General features: G+C 70.1%; 18 protein-coding genes and 1 tRNA gene. 11 read left to right on the forward strand and 8 right to left on the reverse strand.

The window, feature by feature from the left end; translation table 11 throughout:
- Nucleotides 1-20: 20 nt before the first annotated feature.
- The 4 genes from ilvD to M4D53_RS10510 form a co-directional block, all read right to left on the reverse strand.
- Nucleotides 21-1,739 (reverse strand): dihydroxy-acid dehydratase, encoded by a 1,719-nt coding sequence (gene ilvD / locus M4D53_RS10495; RefSeq protein ID WP_259953917.1) that lies wholly within the window; start codon nt 1,737-1,739, stop codon nt 21-23.
- A gap of 9 nt (nt 1,740-1,748) precedes the next feature.
- Complete coding sequence (otsB, locus tag M4D53_RS10500) at nt 1,749-2,546, reverse strand: trehalose-phosphatase (protein ID WP_259953918.1); 798 nt, start codon at nt 2,544-2,546, stop codon at nt 1,749-1,751.
- Between the two features lie 43 nt (nt 2,547-2,589).
- Nucleotides 2,590-3,996, reverse strand: a complete 1,407-nt coding sequence (locus M4D53_RS10505; RefSeq protein ID WP_259953919.1) for an alpha,alpha-trehalose-phosphate synthase (UDP-forming) — start codon at nt 3,994-3,996, stop codon at nt 2,590-2,592.
- Nucleotides 3,997-4,061: 65 nt separating this feature from the next.
- The gene (locus tag M4D53_RS10510) at nt 4,062-5,318 is read right to left on the reverse strand and encodes an MFS transporter (protein ID WP_259953920.1); all 1,257 of its coding nucleotides are present in this window, start codon (nt 5,316-5,318) and stop codon (nt 4,062-4,064) included.
- Nucleotides 5,319-5,524: 206 nt separating this feature from the next.
- Here M4D53_RS10510 and M4D53_RS10515 point away from each other — a divergent pair, with 206 nt between their 5' ends.
- The gene (locus M4D53_RS10515; protein WP_025103262.1) at nt 5,525-5,824 is read left to right on the forward strand and encodes a hypothetical protein; all 300 of its coding nucleotides are present in this window, start codon (nt 5,525-5,527) and stop codon (nt 5,822-5,824) included.
- A gap of 21 nt (nt 5,825-5,845) precedes the next feature.
- On the opposite strand, the gene M4D53_RS10520 is transcribed toward M4D53_RS10515, so the two are convergent.
- From M4D53_RS10520 to M4D53_RS10530, 3 genes are read right to left on the reverse strand one after another with little or no spacing between them, the layout of a single operon-like run.
- Entirely contained in the window at nt 5,846-7,030 is a 1,185-nt protein-coding gene (locus M4D53_RS10520; protein ID WP_187663916.1) for an acetyl-CoA C-acetyltransferase, read from the reverse strand.
- The gene (locus M4D53_RS10525; RefSeq protein WP_259953922.1) at nt 7,027-7,689 is read right to left on the reverse strand and encodes a CoA transferase subunit B; all 663 of its coding nucleotides are present in this window, start codon (nt 7,687-7,689) and stop codon (nt 7,027-7,029) included. The genes M4D53_RS10520 and M4D53_RS10525 overlap by 4 nt, the downstream gene beginning before the upstream one ends.
- Before the next feature lies 1 nt (nt 7,690).
- On the reverse strand, nt 7,691-8,464 hold the full coding sequence (locus M4D53_RS10530; protein ID WP_259953923.1) for a CoA transferase subunit A: 774 nt from the start codon (nt 8,462-8,464) through the stop codon (nt 7,691-7,693).
- A gap of 103 nt (nt 8,465-8,567) precedes the next feature.
- Between M4D53_RS10530 and M4D53_RS10535 the strand changes: the two genes are divergently transcribed.
- The 8 genes from M4D53_RS10535 (at nt 8,568) to M4D53_RS10570 (ending at nt 13,464) form a co-directional block, all read left to right on the forward strand.
- Nucleotides 8,568-9,356: an IclR family transcriptional regulator gene (locus tag M4D53_RS10535; RefSeq protein WP_259953924.1), complete on the forward strand. Its 789-nt coding sequence runs from the start codon at nt 8,568-8,570 to the stop codon at nt 9,354-9,356.
- A 35-nt stretch (nt 9,357-9,391) separates the two neighbouring features.
- Nucleotides 9,392-9,829 carry a MarR family winged helix-turn-helix transcriptional regulator gene (locus M4D53_RS10540; protein ID WP_259953925.1) on the forward strand — a complete coding sequence of 146 codons (438 nt, stop codon included), beginning with the start codon at nt 9,392-9,394 and terminating at the stop codon, nt 9,827-9,829.
- The gene (locus M4D53_RS10545; protein ID WP_187663911.1) at nt 9,826-11,064 is read left to right on the forward strand and encodes an MFS transporter; all 1,239 of its coding nucleotides are present in this window, start codon (nt 9,826-9,828) and stop codon (nt 11,062-11,064) included. Before M4D53_RS10540 ends, M4D53_RS10545 begins: the two co-directional genes overlap by 4 nt.
- 22 nt (nt 11,065-11,086) lie before the next feature.
- Nucleotides 11,087-11,569: a YbaK/EbsC family protein gene (locus tag M4D53_RS10550; RefSeq protein WP_259953926.1), complete on the forward strand. Its 483-nt coding sequence runs from the start codon at nt 11,087-11,089 to the stop codon at nt 11,567-11,569.
- 77 nt (nt 11,570-11,646) lie between these two features.
- Nucleotides 11,647-12,339, forward strand: a complete 693-nt coding sequence (locus M4D53_RS10555) for an SOS response-associated peptidase (protein ID WP_187663909.1) — start codon at nt 11,647-11,649, stop codon at nt 12,337-12,339.
- A 145-nt stretch (nt 12,340-12,484) separates the two neighbouring features.
- On the forward strand, nt 12,485-12,826 hold the full coding sequence (locus M4D53_RS10560; RefSeq protein WP_187663908.1) for a DUF7882 family protein: 342 nt from the start codon (nt 12,485-12,487) through the stop codon (nt 12,824-12,826).
- An 81-nt stretch (nt 12,827-12,907) separates the two neighbouring features.
- Nucleotides 12,908-13,159 carry a hypothetical protein gene (locus tag M4D53_RS10565; RefSeq protein ID WP_187663907.1) on the forward strand — a complete coding sequence of 84 codons (252 nt, stop codon included), beginning with the start codon at nt 12,908-12,910 and terminating at the stop codon, nt 13,157-13,159.
- A 29-nt stretch (nt 13,160-13,188) separates the two neighbouring features.
- Entirely contained in the window at nt 13,189-13,464 is a 276-nt protein-coding gene (locus M4D53_RS10570) for a hypothetical protein (protein ID WP_187663906.1), read from the forward strand.
- Between the two features lie 232 nt (nt 13,465-13,696).
- On the opposite strand, the gene M4D53_RS10575 is transcribed toward M4D53_RS10570, so the two are convergent.
- Nucleotides 13,697-13,769 (reverse strand) — tRNA-Lys (locus tag M4D53_RS10575).
- A 155-nt stretch (nt 13,770-13,924) separates the two neighbouring features.
- Between M4D53_RS10575 and M4D53_RS10580 the strand changes: the two genes are divergently transcribed.
- Nucleotides 13,925-14,722: an inositol monophosphatase family protein gene (locus M4D53_RS10580; RefSeq protein WP_187663905.1), complete on the forward strand. Its 798-nt coding sequence runs from the start codon at nt 13,925-13,927 to the stop codon at nt 14,720-14,722.
- 15 nt (nt 14,723-14,737) lie between these two features.
- On the forward strand, nt 14,738-15,286 hold the full coding sequence (locus tag M4D53_RS10585; protein ID WP_187663904.1) for a hypothetical protein: 549 nt from the start codon (nt 14,738-14,740) through the stop codon (nt 15,284-15,286).
- The last annotated feature ends 34 nt before the right edge of the window (nt 15,287-15,320 follow it).

The following is a 15,320-nucleotide window of genomic DNA, read 5'->3' on the forward strand; positions in this document are numbered from 1 at the left end:
TTCCTGAGCCGGTCGATGGATCAGCCGGTCGTCGCTCCCTCGGCGGCGGACCGCACGAGGCGCGAGTACTTGGCAAGAACGCCTCGGGTGTAGCGCGGGGGAAGCGGCTCCCAGCCAGAGCGGCGGGAGGCGAGCTCCGCCTCGTCGACGAGTAGGTCGAGAGAGCGAGCTGCGATATCGACCCGTATCAGATCACCATCGCGCACGAAGGCGATAGGACCTGCGTCCACCGCTTCGGGTGCTATATGTCCGATGCACAGGCCGGTTGTGCCGCCTGAGAATCGTCCGTCCGTCAAGAGTAGTACATCTTTTCCGAGCCCCGCGCCCTTGATGGCCGCGGTGATGGCGAGCATCTCGCGCATACCCGGTCCGCCCTTGGGGCCCTCGTACCGGATGACGATGACCGTCCCCGGCTCGATGGTCCCCGCGGCGACCGCGTCCATGGCGGCGCGCTCGCGCTCGAAGACCCGCGCGGGACCCTCGAAGACGGCCGCGTCGAAGCCGGCGGTCTTGACCACGGCACCCTCCGGAGCGAGCGACCCGTGCAGGATCGTCAGGCCGCCGGTGGCGTGGATGGGGTTGTCGAACGTGTGGATGACCTCGCCGTCGATCGGCTGCGGGTCGAGCTCGGCGAGGTTCTCGGCGAGCGTCTTGCCGGTGACGGTGAGCGCGTCGCCGTGCAGCAGCCCTTCGTCGAGCATCGCCTTCATGATGACGGGGATGCCGCCGTGCCGGTCGACGTCGTTCATGACGTACTTGCCGAACGGCTTCATGTCGGCCACGTGCGGGACCTTGTCGCCGATGCGGTTGAAGTCGTGCAGGCTCAGCTCGACCTCGGCCTCCCGGGCGATCGCGAGGAGGTGGAGCACGACGTTGGTCGAGCCGCCGAGGGCCATCGCCAGGGCGATCGCGTTCTCGAACGCCTCCTTGGTCAGGATGTCGCGGGTCGTGATGCCCTGGCGGAGCAGGTTGACGACGGCCTCGCCCGACCGGTGTGCGAAGTAGTCGCGGCGGCGGTCGGCAGCGGGCGGCGCGGCGGAGCCCGGCAGGCTCAGCCCGAGGGCCTCGGCGACGGAGGCCATCGTGTTGGCCGTGTACATGCCGCCGCAGGCGCCCTCGCCGGGAGCGATGGCGCACTCGATGCGCTTGAGGTCCTCCTCGCTCATGAGGCCGGCCCGGCAGGCACCGACCGCCTCGAAGGAGTCGATGATGGTGACGTCCTTCTCGGTGCCGTCGGAGAGCTTGACCCAGCCCGGCGCGATCGATCCGGCGTACAGGAACACGCTGGACAGGTCGAGCCGGGCACTGGCCATGAGCATGCCGGGGATCGACTTGTCGCAGCCCGCGAGCAGGACGGAGCCGTCGAGGCGCTCGGCCATCATGACGGTCTCGACCGAGTCGGCGATGACCTCGCGCGACACGAGCGAGAAGTGCATCCCCTCGTGGCCCATCGAGATGCCGTCCGAGACGGAGATGGTGCCGAACTGCAGCGGGTAGCCACCGCCGGAGTGCACGCCCTCCTTCGCCCCCTGCGCCAACCGGTCGAGGCTCAGGTTGCAGGGTGTGATCTCGTTCCAGCTGGACGCGATGCCGATCTGCGGCTTGTCCCAGTCGGCGTCCCCCATCCCGACCGCGCGGAGCATGCCGCGGGAGGTCGTGGCCTCGATGCCGTCGGTGACGACGCGACTGCGGGGCTTGATGTCGATGGGCGCGCTGGTGGAGGGATCATGCGAGGACATGACGAGAGTCTATTCCTGCGCGACGGCCCTCTCGTTCGCGAGCGTCTCCAGAAGCGCGGCGATCTGTTGTGGAGAGTCCACACGGAGGGTCGCGGCGCTCTCCCCCGGTCCGACGCGCACACCGAGGTCGCCTTCCTGCAGCACACGCATCGCATCCTCGTCGGTCACGTCGTCACCGGCGAAGAGGATGCCCGTCGCGTCGAAGCGCTCCCGAAGGGCGATCATCGCGGCGTCCTTGCCCTCGTTCCGCGACGAGAACTCCAGCACCCGATGGCCGGCGCGCCGGCGCCACTGCGGGAAGCGCTCGGCGACGAGGGCGTCGATCTCGGCGAAGACCCTCTCCTCCGTCTCCCGATCCGCGCGCCGGGTGTGCACGCCCATGCCGAAGGTCTTCGGCTCCAGTTCCGCGCCCTCGTAGCGGTCGATGATCGGCTGCGCGGCGGCCCACAGCTCCTCGCGCGCCCCGGGCTCGGTCGTGTCCCCCGGGGCGTCGGCGGCCCCCTCACCGGGGAACCAGTACTGCGCGCCGTGGGAGCCGGCGAGGACGAACACGGAGTCGTCGGTGTGCTCGGTGATCTCTCTGAGGTCGTGCATGCTGCGACCGGAGACGTAGGCCACGATCGTGTCGGGCATCGCCGCGAGACGGGCCATCTGCACGGCGACCTCCGGCAGCGCCCGCGCGGCCATCGGGTCCGCGACGAGCGGGGACGCGGTGCCGTCGAAGTCGAGGGCCACGACCAAGCGCGGCGTCGTCGCGAGGGCGGTGAGGTCGGCGTCGGCGGTTCCGGGGATCCAGGGGCGCGTCACGGTGTCTCCGATCGAGATGAAGAAGGGTGTGCAGGGAGTGCGGTCAGCGGCGGCGGACGTCGGCCAGAGCGTCAAGGAAGGATGACGACCAGGCGTTCACATCGTTGTCCAGCACCCGGCGGCGGAGGGAGCGCATGCGCCGCGACTGCTCCGCGGGGGACATCTCCACCGCCTCCATGATCGCGTCCTTGAGGCCCGCGATGTCGTGCGGGTTGACGCGCACGGCCTGGCGGAGCTCGTCCGCCGCGCCGGTGAACTCGCTGAGCACGAGGACGCCGCGGTTGTCTGTCCGGGTGGCCACATACTCCTTCGCCACCAGGTTCATGCCGTCACGCAGCGCTGTCACGAGCATGACGTCGGCCGCGAGGTACAGAGCGACCATCTCCTCGCGCGGGTACCCCTGGTGGAGGTAGCGGATGGCGGAGTGACCGACCGTGTCGTGGTCGCCGTTGATGCGGGCCACCGCGAGCTCGATCTCGTCCCGGAGGTGCGCGTAGGCGTCCACCCGCTCCCGGCTCGGGCTCGCCACCTGGATGAGGGTGACGTCCTCCACGTCCAGGCGGCCGTCTTCGAGGAGCTCGCCGTATGCCTTGATCCGGTGCCCGATGCCCTTGGTGTAGTCCAGGCGGTCGACGCCGAGGAGGATGCGCTTGGGGTTGCCGAGGCTGGCGCGGATCTCCGCGGCCCGCGCCCTGACGTCTTCGCGGGCGGCGAGTTCGAGGTACGGGGCGGTGTCGATGGAGATCGGGAAGGCCTTGGCGATGGCCGTCCGCGAGCCCCCCTCATCCGGGACCGCGATGCTCGACCCCTTCACCTCGTAGCGCAGCCGGCGCCGGACCGCGGTGAGGAAGTAGGTCGCGTCCTGCGCCCGCTGGAAGCCGATGACGTCGGCGCCGAGCAGTCCGCGCAGCACCTGGTCCCGCCAGGGAAGCTGGGCATAGAGGCCGTGGGCCGGGAAGGGGATGTGGTGGAAGTAGCCGATGGTGACGTCGGGGCGCAGCTCGCGGACCATCTGCGGCACCAGCTGGAGTTGATAGTCGTGCACCCAGACGGTGCCGTCCTGCGCCGCCGCGGCCGCGGCCGCCTCCGCGAAGCGTCGGTTCACCCGCACGTACGCGTCCCACCACTCGCGGTGATACTGCGGCGGCGCGATGACGTCGTGGTACAGCGGCCAGATCGTGTCGTTGGCGAAGCCCTCGTAGTAGTCCGCGACCTCGTCGGAGCTCAACGCCACCGGGATCAGGTGGATGCCGTCGGCATCGAAGGCCTCGAGCTCCACGTCGGGCTGGCCCGGCCAGCCGACCCAGGCACCGTGTACACGGCGCATCATGGGCTCGAGGGCGGCGACGAGGCCGCCGGGCGACGTCCGCCAGGTCTCCTCGCCGTCGGGGCCCACGACCCGGTCCACCGGGAGGCGGTTGGCGACGACGACGAAATCAGCAGCGGTCACAGGGGCACTCCTCGGTCCAGTAGCTTCCAACCTATCGAGGATGCGCGCCGACCGCCGGTCCTCCCTCAGGCCTTGACAGCGGACGCCGCGCGGTGCACACCGCTGAGAGCCCAGTTCCCGAGGCCCGCCGCGAACGCGATGCCGGCCGCGATCATCGGGAGGACGAGCGCAGCGGAGGTGCCGAGGCTCTCCGCGATCTCCCCCGCCACCGCGGCGCCGATCGACTGACCGACGATCACGCCGGAGCCGAGCATCGTCATCACCGTCGCCGACCGGCCACGGGGGCTTCGAGCGGCTCCGAAGCTGTACTGGGTGACGAGGGTCGGACCGATGCCGATGCCCATGATGGCCAGGGCCAGCATCATGCCCCCCGGGGAGTCGACGATGCCGAGGAGCAGCGATCCGGCGAGCAGGATCCCCGAGAACACGAGCCAGCACGCGCGCAGGGAGAACCGGACGGGGAGCCAGGCGACGCCGAGGGCCAACAGCGCGGAGCCGACGCCCATCACGCCGTACAGCAGCCCCGCCTGCTCCGGGGCTCCGAGGTCGGCCATGAACGAGGTGAGCGAGGTGAGCATGGTGCCGAAGAAGATCCCGACGCCGAGGATGCCGAGGACGACGATGAGGAGCTGCGGACGGAACAGCTCGGACACGGCGGACGGTGCCCGACCGTCGTCAGTGCGGTCCTGGGAGACGTGCCGCCCGCTCGGGTGCAGGGCGAAGGCTCCGACGAACACCAGGGTCAGCGCGGCGGCCCCGACCAGCGGGGCCCACGGCGCGAGCGCCGAGGCGAGCACACCCACGAGGAAGGGCCCGAAGACGAAGACGGTCTCGTCCGCGGCCGACTCGTACGCCATCGTGCCGGAGACGGTGCGCGCGCGGCGCTCCGCGGGCATCCGCTCGCCGATGATCGTCACCAGCCGGGAGCGCGAGAGCGGCGCCACCTGGGGCGCGGTCGCGCCGATGCCGATCGCGGCGAGGAGCACGAACCCATCAGCGGCCGGGCCGTAGACGACCGCCGTGAAGAGCAGGAGCATCGCCGCGTTGCCCACGGCGAGCGCGAGGAGGACCGTGCGCTGACCGAAGCGGTCGGCGGCGGCGCCCAGGAGCGGTCCGAAGCAGGCGGTACCGAGACCGACCGCAGCCGAAGTGAGTCCGCCGAGGGAGAGCGACCCCCGCGCCGACACGACGACGGTGAGGACGCCGACCACCATCATGGCGAACGGCAGTCGCGCGATGAACGCGATGAGGAAGTACGGCAGGCCGGCGAGGCGGAAGAGGCTCGGCTCGGCGGTGTCAGGCGTGGTGCTGGTGTGTGTCATGGCTCTCGCGCGTCGATGACGCGTGTCGGGTGCCGCCGCTGTCCGCCGGAGACGCCGACGGCCGGTAGATACACGGTTTCTGCGGCCGCGGGTGAACCGCGACCCTCCCATGATATCCGGTGGCCCTGGACGGACGCCCTGCCAGCCTCTCCCCCGGCTTGTCAAGGCTCCGGCCCCCGCGCCCCGGCTGCGGGTACCGTAGGGGCATGCGCTACCTCTTCAGCACCGGACTCGTCGCCGCGATCTCGGCTGGGATCTCGCTGCTGCGCGGCACCCGCAATGAACCCATCACCTGGCGCTCGCTCCTGTCGTGGGTGAGCTGGGGCATCACGATGGCGCTCGCGGTCGGCGCGGTCGTCGACATGCGCCGCGAACGCCACGGCGTGCCGGTGGACGCCGACTCCCCGCAGTCGGTGAAGAAGTCCAAGAAGGCGCAGCGTCTGCAGTTCCGTTCGCAGAAGGCCCTCGCCGATGCGCAGGGGCACGCCCAGGACAAGCGGTCCTGACGCACCCCCGCGCCTCCCGCGTCAACGGGTGAGGATCAGCGCCTCGCCCTGACCGCCGCCGCCGCACAGGCCGACCGCCGCGGTTCCGCCACCCCGGCGGGCCAGCTCGTGCGCGACGTGCACCACGAGACGGTTGCCGGAGGCGCCGATCGGATGACCGATCGCGATGCCGCCGCCGTGCACGTTGACGATGTCGCCGTGCAGCCCGAGCTCGGTCTGCGAGCGCGCGACTACGGCCCCGAACGCCTCGTTGATCTCCACGAGATCCAGATCCTGCGGCGTGATGCCCTGTTTCCGGCACGCCTGCTCGATCGCCCGCGCCGGCTGCGCCTGGAGCGAGTTGTCCGGGCCGGCGGTCTGGCCGCTCGCCCCGACGGTCACGAGCACCGGCCAGCCTTTGGCCTCGGCCGTCCCGCGCGTCGTGACGACGACGGCGGAGGCGCCGTCCGAGATCTGGGACGAGTTGCCTGCGGTGATCGACCCACCCTCGGCGAAGGCGGCACGCAGTCCCGCGAGGGTCTCCACGGTGGTCTCGGGGCGCACCCCCTCGTCTCGGGTCACCCGCACGGGCTCGCCCCGGCGCTGCGGCACCTCGACGGCGACGATCTCCGCGTCCAGCACCCCGCTCTCCTGGGCGGCGGCGGCCCGCTGATGCGAGAGCGCCGCCACCTGGTCCTGCATCTCTCTGGTGAGCTCGTATCGCGCGTTGTGCCGTTCCGTCGACGCGCCCATGCTCTCCCGGTCGTAGGCGTCCGTCAGCCCGTCGTAGGCCATGTGGTCGAGGACCTCGACAGTGCCGTAGGTCCAGCCGTCGCGCGATCCCATGAGCAGGTGCGGCGCGCGGGTCATGGACTCCATGCCGGCGGCGACGACCACCTCGGCGTCCCCGGTCCGGATCATGCGCGCCGCATCGATCACCGCGGTGAGCCCGGACAGGCACACCTTGTTCACGGAGTGCGCGGGCACGTCCCAGCCGATCCCTGCGCCGATCGCCGCCTGACGGGCGGCGTTCTGCCCGGATCCGGCGGCGAGCACCTGTCCCACGATCACCGCGTCGACGTCTGCCGGATCCACTCCCCCCTGCTCCAGGGCGCCGCGGATCGCGAACGATCCGAGCTGCGGCGCGGTGAAGGCGGCGAGCTGTCCTTTCAGCCGGCCCTGCGGGGTGCGCGCCGCGGCGACGATGACGACATCGTTCTCACTCATTGCTCGGTCCTTCCGTTCTCCAGTTCCGGGGCGAGGCGGAGGGACGGCTCCGTGGCCTCCCGTACCTGCTGCACCGTGACATCGGGCGCGACCTCGACCAGCACGAGGCCCTCCCGCGTCACGTCGATCACCGCGAGGTCCGTGATGATCCGGTCCACGACGCCGCGGCCGGTCAGCGGCAGCGTGCAGGCGTCGACGATCTTCGCCGAGCCGTCCTTGGCGACGTGCTCCATCAGCACGATCACCCGTCCGGCGCCGTGCACGAGGTCCATGGCGCCCCCGGGGCCCTTGACCATCTTGCCCGGGATCATCCAGTTCGCGAGGTCGCCGGAGGCAGAGACCTGCATCGCCCCGAGGATGGCGGCATCGATCTTCCCGCCGCGGATCATGCCGAAGCTGAGGGCGGAGTCGAAGAACGCCGCTCCGGGGAGCGTGGTCACCGTCTCCTTCCCCGCGTTGATGAGATCCGGGTCGACCTCGTCCTCCCGCGGGTAGGGCCCGACCCCGAGGATGCCGTTCTCCGACTGCAGCACCACGGTCACGTCGGACGGGACGTGGTTCGGGACGAGCGTGGGCAGGCCGATGCCGAGGTTCACGTACGCGCCGTCCGGGAGCTCGACCGCAGCGCGCGCGGCCATCTGATCTCTGGTGAGCGCCATGTCAGGCTCCTTCCGCGGCGACGGTCCGCCGCTCGATGCGCTTGGGGATGTCCTCGCCGACCTCGACGATCCGGTGCACGAAGACCCCGGGCAAGTGGATCGTGTCCGGATCCAGCTCCCCCGGTTCCACGAGCCGCTCCACCTGCGCGATGCACACGCGTCCGGCCATCGCGGCGAGCGGGTTGAAGTTCCGGGCTGCCTTGCGGAACACGAGGTTGCCGTGCCGGTCGCCGCGCGCCGCATGCACCAGGGCGAAGTCGGTGGTGATGGCCTCCTCCAGCACGAACTCGCGGGGCTCGCCGTGCACCGCGAACGTGCGCACGTCCTTGGGCGGTGATCCCACCGCGATCGATCCGTCGGGGTGATACCGGCGGGGCAGGCCCCCGTCGGCCACCTGGGTGCCGACGCCCGTCTGGGTGTAGAACGCGGCGATCCCGGATCCTCCCGCTCGCAGCTTCTCGGCGAGCGTGCCCTGCGGCGTCAGCTCCAGCTCGAGCTCCCCGGACAGGAACTGCCGCTCGAACTCCTTGTTCTCCCCCACGTACGACGAGGTCATCTTGCGGATGCGCTGCGCGGCGAGCAGCACGCCGAACCCCCAGTCGTCCACCCCGCAGTTGTTGCTCACCACGCTCAGGTCGGTCGTGCCCTGTGCGAGGAGCGCTTCGATGAGCGCGATCGGGTTCCCGGAGAGTCCGAAGCCTCCGACGGCGAGCGAAGCGCCGTCCGGAATGTCGGCGACGGCGGCCTCCGCGGATTCCCACTGCTTGTCGATCACGTCTGCTCCTTCGGTTCCGTGTCCCCACCAGCCTCCCGCCCCGGCGGAGTCACGGCCAGCTCCCTCTTGCGATGTGGACGCCCGCGCCACTAGCGTCCACGATGTGGACACTGCGACGAACCCCGTCCCCGGCACTCAGGCTGTCGCGCGGGCGGCGCGGCTCCTGCGACTGGTGACGGCCGCCGGCACCGACGGCGCCACCCTGCAGGAACTCGCCGGCAGCGCCGGTCTCTCCCGCCCCACGACGCATCGCCTGCTCAGCGCCCTGCGCGTGGAGGGGCTCGTGGACCGGGACGGCGACAGCAGCCGCTGGATGCCGGGACCCGAGCTTTTCCTCATGGGATCCGTGGCCGCCGCTCGATACGACGTGACGGCCCTGGCCCGGGACATCGTGCGGTCGCTCGCCGTGAAGACCGAGGAGAGCGCCTTCTTCTCCGTCCGGCGCGCGGACGAGACGGTCTGCCTGCTGCGCGAGGAGGGCTCGTTCCCCATCCGCTCCTTCGTGCTGAGCGAGGGGGTGCGCTTCCCGCTCGGAGTGGCGAGCGCCGGCCTCGCGATCCTCGCGTTCCTCCCCGACCATGATGTGGATGCCTATCTGGAGCGCCATCCTGAGCTCGTCGAGAGCTGGGGGCGCGCTCATGGCGAGCGCCCGCTGCGGAAGCGCCTCGCCGAGACGAAGGAACGCGGATTCGCCGTCAACCCCGGCCTGATCGTCGAGGGGAGCTGGGGCCTCGGCGCGGCGGTGTTCGACCGTGCAGGGCGCCCGGAGTGGGCGCTCAGCCTCACCGGTGTCGCCTTCCGCTTCGGCCCGGAGCGTCAGGCCGAGCTGGGCCGGATCCTCCTCGCCCACGCCCATCAGCTCTCGGCGAGGATCGCCCACGCCCGGCGGTGACCTCGATACATATCAGTAGGTATATACTTTCTGGTATGAATCGCTCGGAGGTCATCCCGTCACTCGTCCTGTCGGGGTACGCGCTGGGCCGCATCGCCGCCCAGGACGCAGGGAACGACGCCCCCGCGGCGCAGTGGCGGGTGCTCAGCCTGCTCGATCAGTCCGGTCCCCGCCGTGTCGGCGAGCTCGCCGCAGCAGCTCGCACCACGCAGCCCGGGATGACCCGGCTGCTCGGCACGCTCGAACGCGAGGGTCTCGTGCATCGCTCCCCCGATGCCGACGACTCCCGTGCCACCGTCGTCGCCGTGACCCGGGACGGGACGGCGGCCCTGACTGCCTGGCGCTCCGAGTTCCGGGAGACGATCGCGCCGCGGTTCGCCGACCTCGACGACGATGACTGGCACGCCCTCACCCGTGCGGCAGAGATCCTCGCCGCCCGCACCTCCGCAGACCGGACAGGAGAGATCCGTTGAACACCGCCCCCGCATCCCGCACCCCATCGGTCTGGAAGCAGCCCGCCCAGGTGTGGGCCGTCGCCTTCGCGTGCGTCGTCGCCTTCATGGGCATCGGCCTCGTCGATCCGATCCTCCCGGCGATCGCGGAGTCCCTGGAAGCGACGCCGGTCGAGACGGAGCTCCTGTTCACCAGCTACCTCCTGGTCACCGGCCTCGCGATGCTCGTCACGAGCTGGATCTCCAGCCGGATCGGCGCCAAGGCCACGCTGCTGGTCGGACTCGGACTGATCGTGGTGTTCGCCTTCCTCTGCGCGATCAGCGGCAGCGTCGACGCCGTCATCGGATTCCGGGCCGGCTGGGGTCTGGGCAACGCGCTGTTCATCTCGACCGCGCTGGCCACCATCGTCGGCGCGGCATCCGGCGGCAGCAGCGCGGCGATCGTGCTGTATGAGGCTGCTCTCGGCCTCGGCATCGCCGTGGGCCCGCTGCTCGGCGGCATCCTCGGCGAGCAGAGCTGGCGCGGACCGTTCTTCGGCGTCGTCGCCCTGATGGCCATCGCGTTCATCGCCGTCCTGGTGCTGCTGCGAGGGCCGGGCGAGAAGCGCACCCCCGTGAAGTTCTCCGCCCCCTTCACCGCTCTGCGCCGTCCCGCTCTCGCGATCCTCGCCGTGGCCGCCCTGTTCTACAACATCGGCTTCTTCGTGCTGCTGGCGTTCTCGCCGTTCCCCCTGGGCTTCGGGGCCATGGGCATCGGCCTGACGTTCTTCGGCTGGGGCGTCGCCCTCGCGGTCACCAGCGTGTGGGTCGCGCCCGTGCTGATGCGCCGGATGCCGAGGACCCACGTCATCCTCGCCGTGCTGCCGCTGCTCGCCGTCGACCTCGTCGTCGCGGGGCTGGTGGTCGCCGAACCTGCCGCTCTCGTCGTGTGCATCATCGTGGGCGGCCTGCTGCTCGGCGTCATGAACACCGTGCTGACCGAAGCCGTGATGGAGGCGACCGACCTCCCCCGCTCCGTCGCCTCCTCGGCCTACTCCGCGGTCCGCTTCCTCGGCGGCGCGATGGCCCCGCCGATCGCGGCGCTCCTGTGGCACCTGTTCAGCGCGACCGTGCCGTACCTCTTCGCCGCCGCCGCCGTCCTTCTGGCAGCACTGACGATCCTCCTCGGCCGGAAGGTCCTCGCGCACATCGACGACGAACCTGCCGACGCGACCGCGGAGGACGCGGCGGCGATCCTCGTCGGTGACGCCGGCTGACACGCTCGACTACCGTGGGGGCATGAGCGACCCCTCTTCCCTCCCCGAGCGCAGCCGACGGGTGCAGGAGCACCTCCTTGCGGCCGGTGTCGAGACCGAGATCCGGGTCCTGCCGGACTCGGCACGCACCGCTGCGGAGGCGGCCGCCGCCATCGACTGCGACGTCGCCGCGATCGCCAACAGTCTCGTCTTCCTCGCCGACGGCCGCCCCGTCCTCGTCATGACCAGCGGCGGGCACCGGGCGGATCTCGCCGTTCTCGCGCGGAGCATCGGGGCACGTGCGGTGGCCATGGCGCCACCCGCCGTCGTCCGTGAGGCCACAGGACAGGCGATCGGCGGAGTGGCGCCCGTCGGCCATCCCGCACCCCTCCCCACCTTCATCGACCGCGCCCTGCAGCAGCACGACGCGATCTGGGCCGCGGCGGGCCATCCGCACACCGTCATGCCGCTGACCTTCGCCCAGCTGTCGAGCCTCACCGCCGGCACGGTGATCAAGGTCGTCTGACCGGATGTCCGCGCCATGCCCCATGATGGAGGCGATACCGGCCGCGGTCGGGTGACCGACGACAGGGAGGCGACGACATGTGCGGACGATTCGCGAACGACGCGACGACGGACGAGCTGATCCGGGAGTTCGTCGCCGAGGGCGGCCGACCGGAGGACTGGTGGAAGTCCTGGCACGGCGCCTACTCGATCGCGCCCACCGAGAGCGCCCCCATCGTCCGGGACCGGGGTGAGGGCCGCATCCTCGAACTCGTGCGGTGGGACTGGCAGAGTCCCCCCAACCGTCCCCAGCGCGCCCCGCTGATCAATGCACGGATGGAGAAGCTCGCCGCCGGATTCTGGGCGCCGGCGTTTTCTGCGGCCCGCTGCCTCGTCCCGATGCGCGGGTACTTCGAGTGGACAGGTGAGAAGGGGCACAAGACGCCGCATTTCCTCCACGGGGACGGCCTGCTCGCCGCCGCCGGCCTCACCTGGTCGATGGATCACGAGGGCGAGAAGGTGCGCTGCTTCGTCGTCGTCACCAGGGAGGCGCGCGACGCCGGCGGCGAGGTGCACGACCGGATGCCCGCCTTCCTGACCCCCGACACGTGGGACGCCTGGCTCACACCGGAGAAGCTCACCGGGCAGACCAAGTTGGACACGCTGGCAATGCTCGATCACACCTCCGCCGACGTCGCGGCGACGCTCCGCGGCCACGTCGTGGACCGCAAGGTGAGCAACACCCGCACCGTCGACCCGTCCGATCCCACGCTTCTCGATCCGGTGGCCTGAAACGGGGAGACACGCGACGACGCACGACACCCCGGTCGGGTAGGAGAACGGGCAGAAGTGTGAAACGCTGAGCACACCCCACACCAGCGGTCATCGCGTCCGCGCCTCTTGGCACAGGTTCCCGTGGCGAGAAGGGAATCTTGCAATGGGCAAGTTCATCTACGAGAACAGCGTCAAGGTCGATATCGAAGACCGCGCTCTCACTCACATCCAGCTGGTCATGACCGCGAAGCTCCGCCGTGGCGAGCCCTTCGGCTTCACGTGGAAGGACGACGTCAGCATGGGCGGCGGCCGGACGACGGTCTGGATCCATGCCGGCAGCTCGCTCGTGTACAAGTACCACGGCAGCCGTCAGCCCAGCGTGAACCGCGCCTGGATCGAGGCTCTCGCATTCACGGCGAACGCCCCGAGCGGGCTGTATCTCGTCCCCGAGCCCGCGGAGCAGCAGCAGCCGGATGAGCGCGAGAGCGCTCTCACGCGCTCCTAACACGCCGACGGAGCGGGTTCAACCCCCCTTCGTATCGGTCCTGTCCCTTCGTACCGTGGAGCCATGGGGAACCATACGGGAATGACGACGACGCACATCGAGATCGATGGGCACGACTTCCTCCTGCCTCGCAGCACGGACGTCGCGGACCTCATGTCTCGGATCGAAGCGGCCGCCCGCTCGCAACCGACCTTCGTCGACTTGGCGACGGGCGATGCGCTGACGAGCGTGCTCATCACCGCCCAATCCCGGGTGGTCGTCTACCTCATCCGCGAGGACACGGGGCAGGATGCCCCCATCGACGCCCGTTCGACGCTCGACTGGGATCTCTGAGGAGCACGGCCCGCTCGTAGACTGGACCGATGCTCGTCGCTCTCATCCGCCCCCGAGGATCCATGACCATCGACGTCACCGGGACATCCCTCGAAGACGTCCACACGCAGCTCGATGCTCATCGCGAGCCGGGCTACGCGCTCACGTCCGCCCCGGTGCGCATGCTCAAGGGCGAGGCGAAGATGGAGGCGACGGGAACGTTCCATCGCATCGACGGCGTCGAGCAGATCGAGGCCGACGACATGGCAGGCATCGAGGCCAAAGTGCCCGAGGGCTGGCAGTTGCTGTCGGTCCGTCGCGCCTGACGCGCGACCCGCCCACCCGAGCGCACGTTTCCCACCCTCTCGCGCAGGTCGACCCGCACGCACCGTGCGGGCTCGAAAAGGCTCCTGCCCTAGCCTGCAGAGGTGCGGTTTCGATCCCGCTAAGAGCACCCTGGCGGCCGGCATGGACGCGACCGTGGATGCAGCGAGCGTCTCGTTCGTACAGACAAAAGAAAGAGCCTCGGAGATGGCGAGATCTCTGAGGCTTGTTCCGTGCACCCCCAGGGACTTGAACCCTGAACCCACTGATTAAGAGTCAGTTGCTCTGCCGATTGAGCTAGAGGTGCGTGGCCCGGGATAACCCCGACCGAGGAATTACATTACCAGCGGTTGGCGCCGAGACGAAATCCACGGCGACCCGGGCGTGGCTCGGGCGTTTCGCCCGCCGATCCTGGCCGATGGTCTCTGCGGCTGCGTCGATGACGGCGACTATTCTGAGAGCGTGACCGCCACTTCCGACGCCGCTGACCTGCGCGCCGATCTCCAGCTCGCCCTTCGCCTCGCCGACGCCGCGGACGCGCAGTCGCTCCCCCGGTTCGACGCTGCCGATCTGGTGATCTCCACGAAGGCGGATCACTCCCACGTGACCGACGCCGACCTCGCCACGGAGCGCGCGATCCGCCGACTCCTCGAGGAGGAACGTCCCGACGACGGCATCTTCGGCGAGGAGTTCGGCGCCCAGGGCAGCACCGCGCGGCAGTGGATCATCGATCCGATCGACGGCACGGCGAACTTCCTCCGGGGCGTCCCGCTGTGGGGCACGATGATCGCTCTCGCGATCGACGGTGTGCCACGGGTCGGCGTGGTCAGCATGCCGGCGCTCGGTCGACGGTGGTGGGCGGCGACGGGACACGGCGCCTGGACCGTCGATGACCGCACGGAGCGACGCCTCGCCACCTCCTCCGTCTCGGCGCTGGATGAGGCCAGCGTGAGTTTCCAGAGCATCGCCCAGTGGCGCGACGCCGGGCAGCTGGACGCCCTGCTGCGTCTGAGCGAGCACGTCTGGCGCGATCGGGCGTACGGCGATGTCTATGCGTACATGCTCCTGGCGGAGGGACGATTGGAAGCCGTCGCCGAGTTCGATGTGAAGGAATACGACATCGCCGCCGCCGTGGCCATCGTCAACGAGGCGGGTGGGCGCATGACGGCTTTCGACGGTTCCGAGACGATCTCGGCGCGCTCGACGCTCGCCACCAACGGCATCCTTCACGACGACTTCCTCCGTCTTCTGCACGACTGATACCTCCGAGGCACCATGAACTCCCGACGACTCGCGGCTCTGACCGGCCTCGTACTGATCGGGGCGCTCCTCACGGCGTGTACTGACGGCGGCACACCCGACCCGTCGCCCTCGCCGGAGCCCACATCCGCCGCGGGTGACGCCGCGGCGACGCCGGCGGCCACGGATGAGCTGACGTGCGAGTCGATGATCTCGGAGGGCACGGTCGCCGCCCTCACCGAAGCCGGGTGGACCGCCGAGCCGCGGGAATTCCGCGTCGGCGGCGTCGAGCTCTCGGAGGGACTCCTGTGCTTCTGGGCGGACTTCACCGTCCCGTCCGATCACGGTCAGATGTACGGCTGGTCTGCGCTCTCCCCCGCCGACGCCGAACGGGCGCGGGAGGGCCTCGAGGACGAGGGCTGGCGGAGCGAGGAGAGCGCCCAGGGCGTCTACGTCACGGAGGATCCTCAGTACGCGATGAGCACCGACGAGGACGGCTACGGCATGACGTACCTCTTCGGCGACGGCTGGGTGAAGGTCGCCGACACCAAACAGGGGCTGCTTCTGGTCGAAGGCCGGGACTGAGCAGCGCATCATCCCGACGACGTTGTCAAGCGTC

This window comes from Microbacterium meiriae, assembly GCF_025143875.1.
GTDB classification, from domain to species: domain Bacteria; phylum Actinomycetota; class Actinomycetes; order Actinomycetales; family Microbacteriaceae; genus Microbacterium; species Microbacterium meiriae.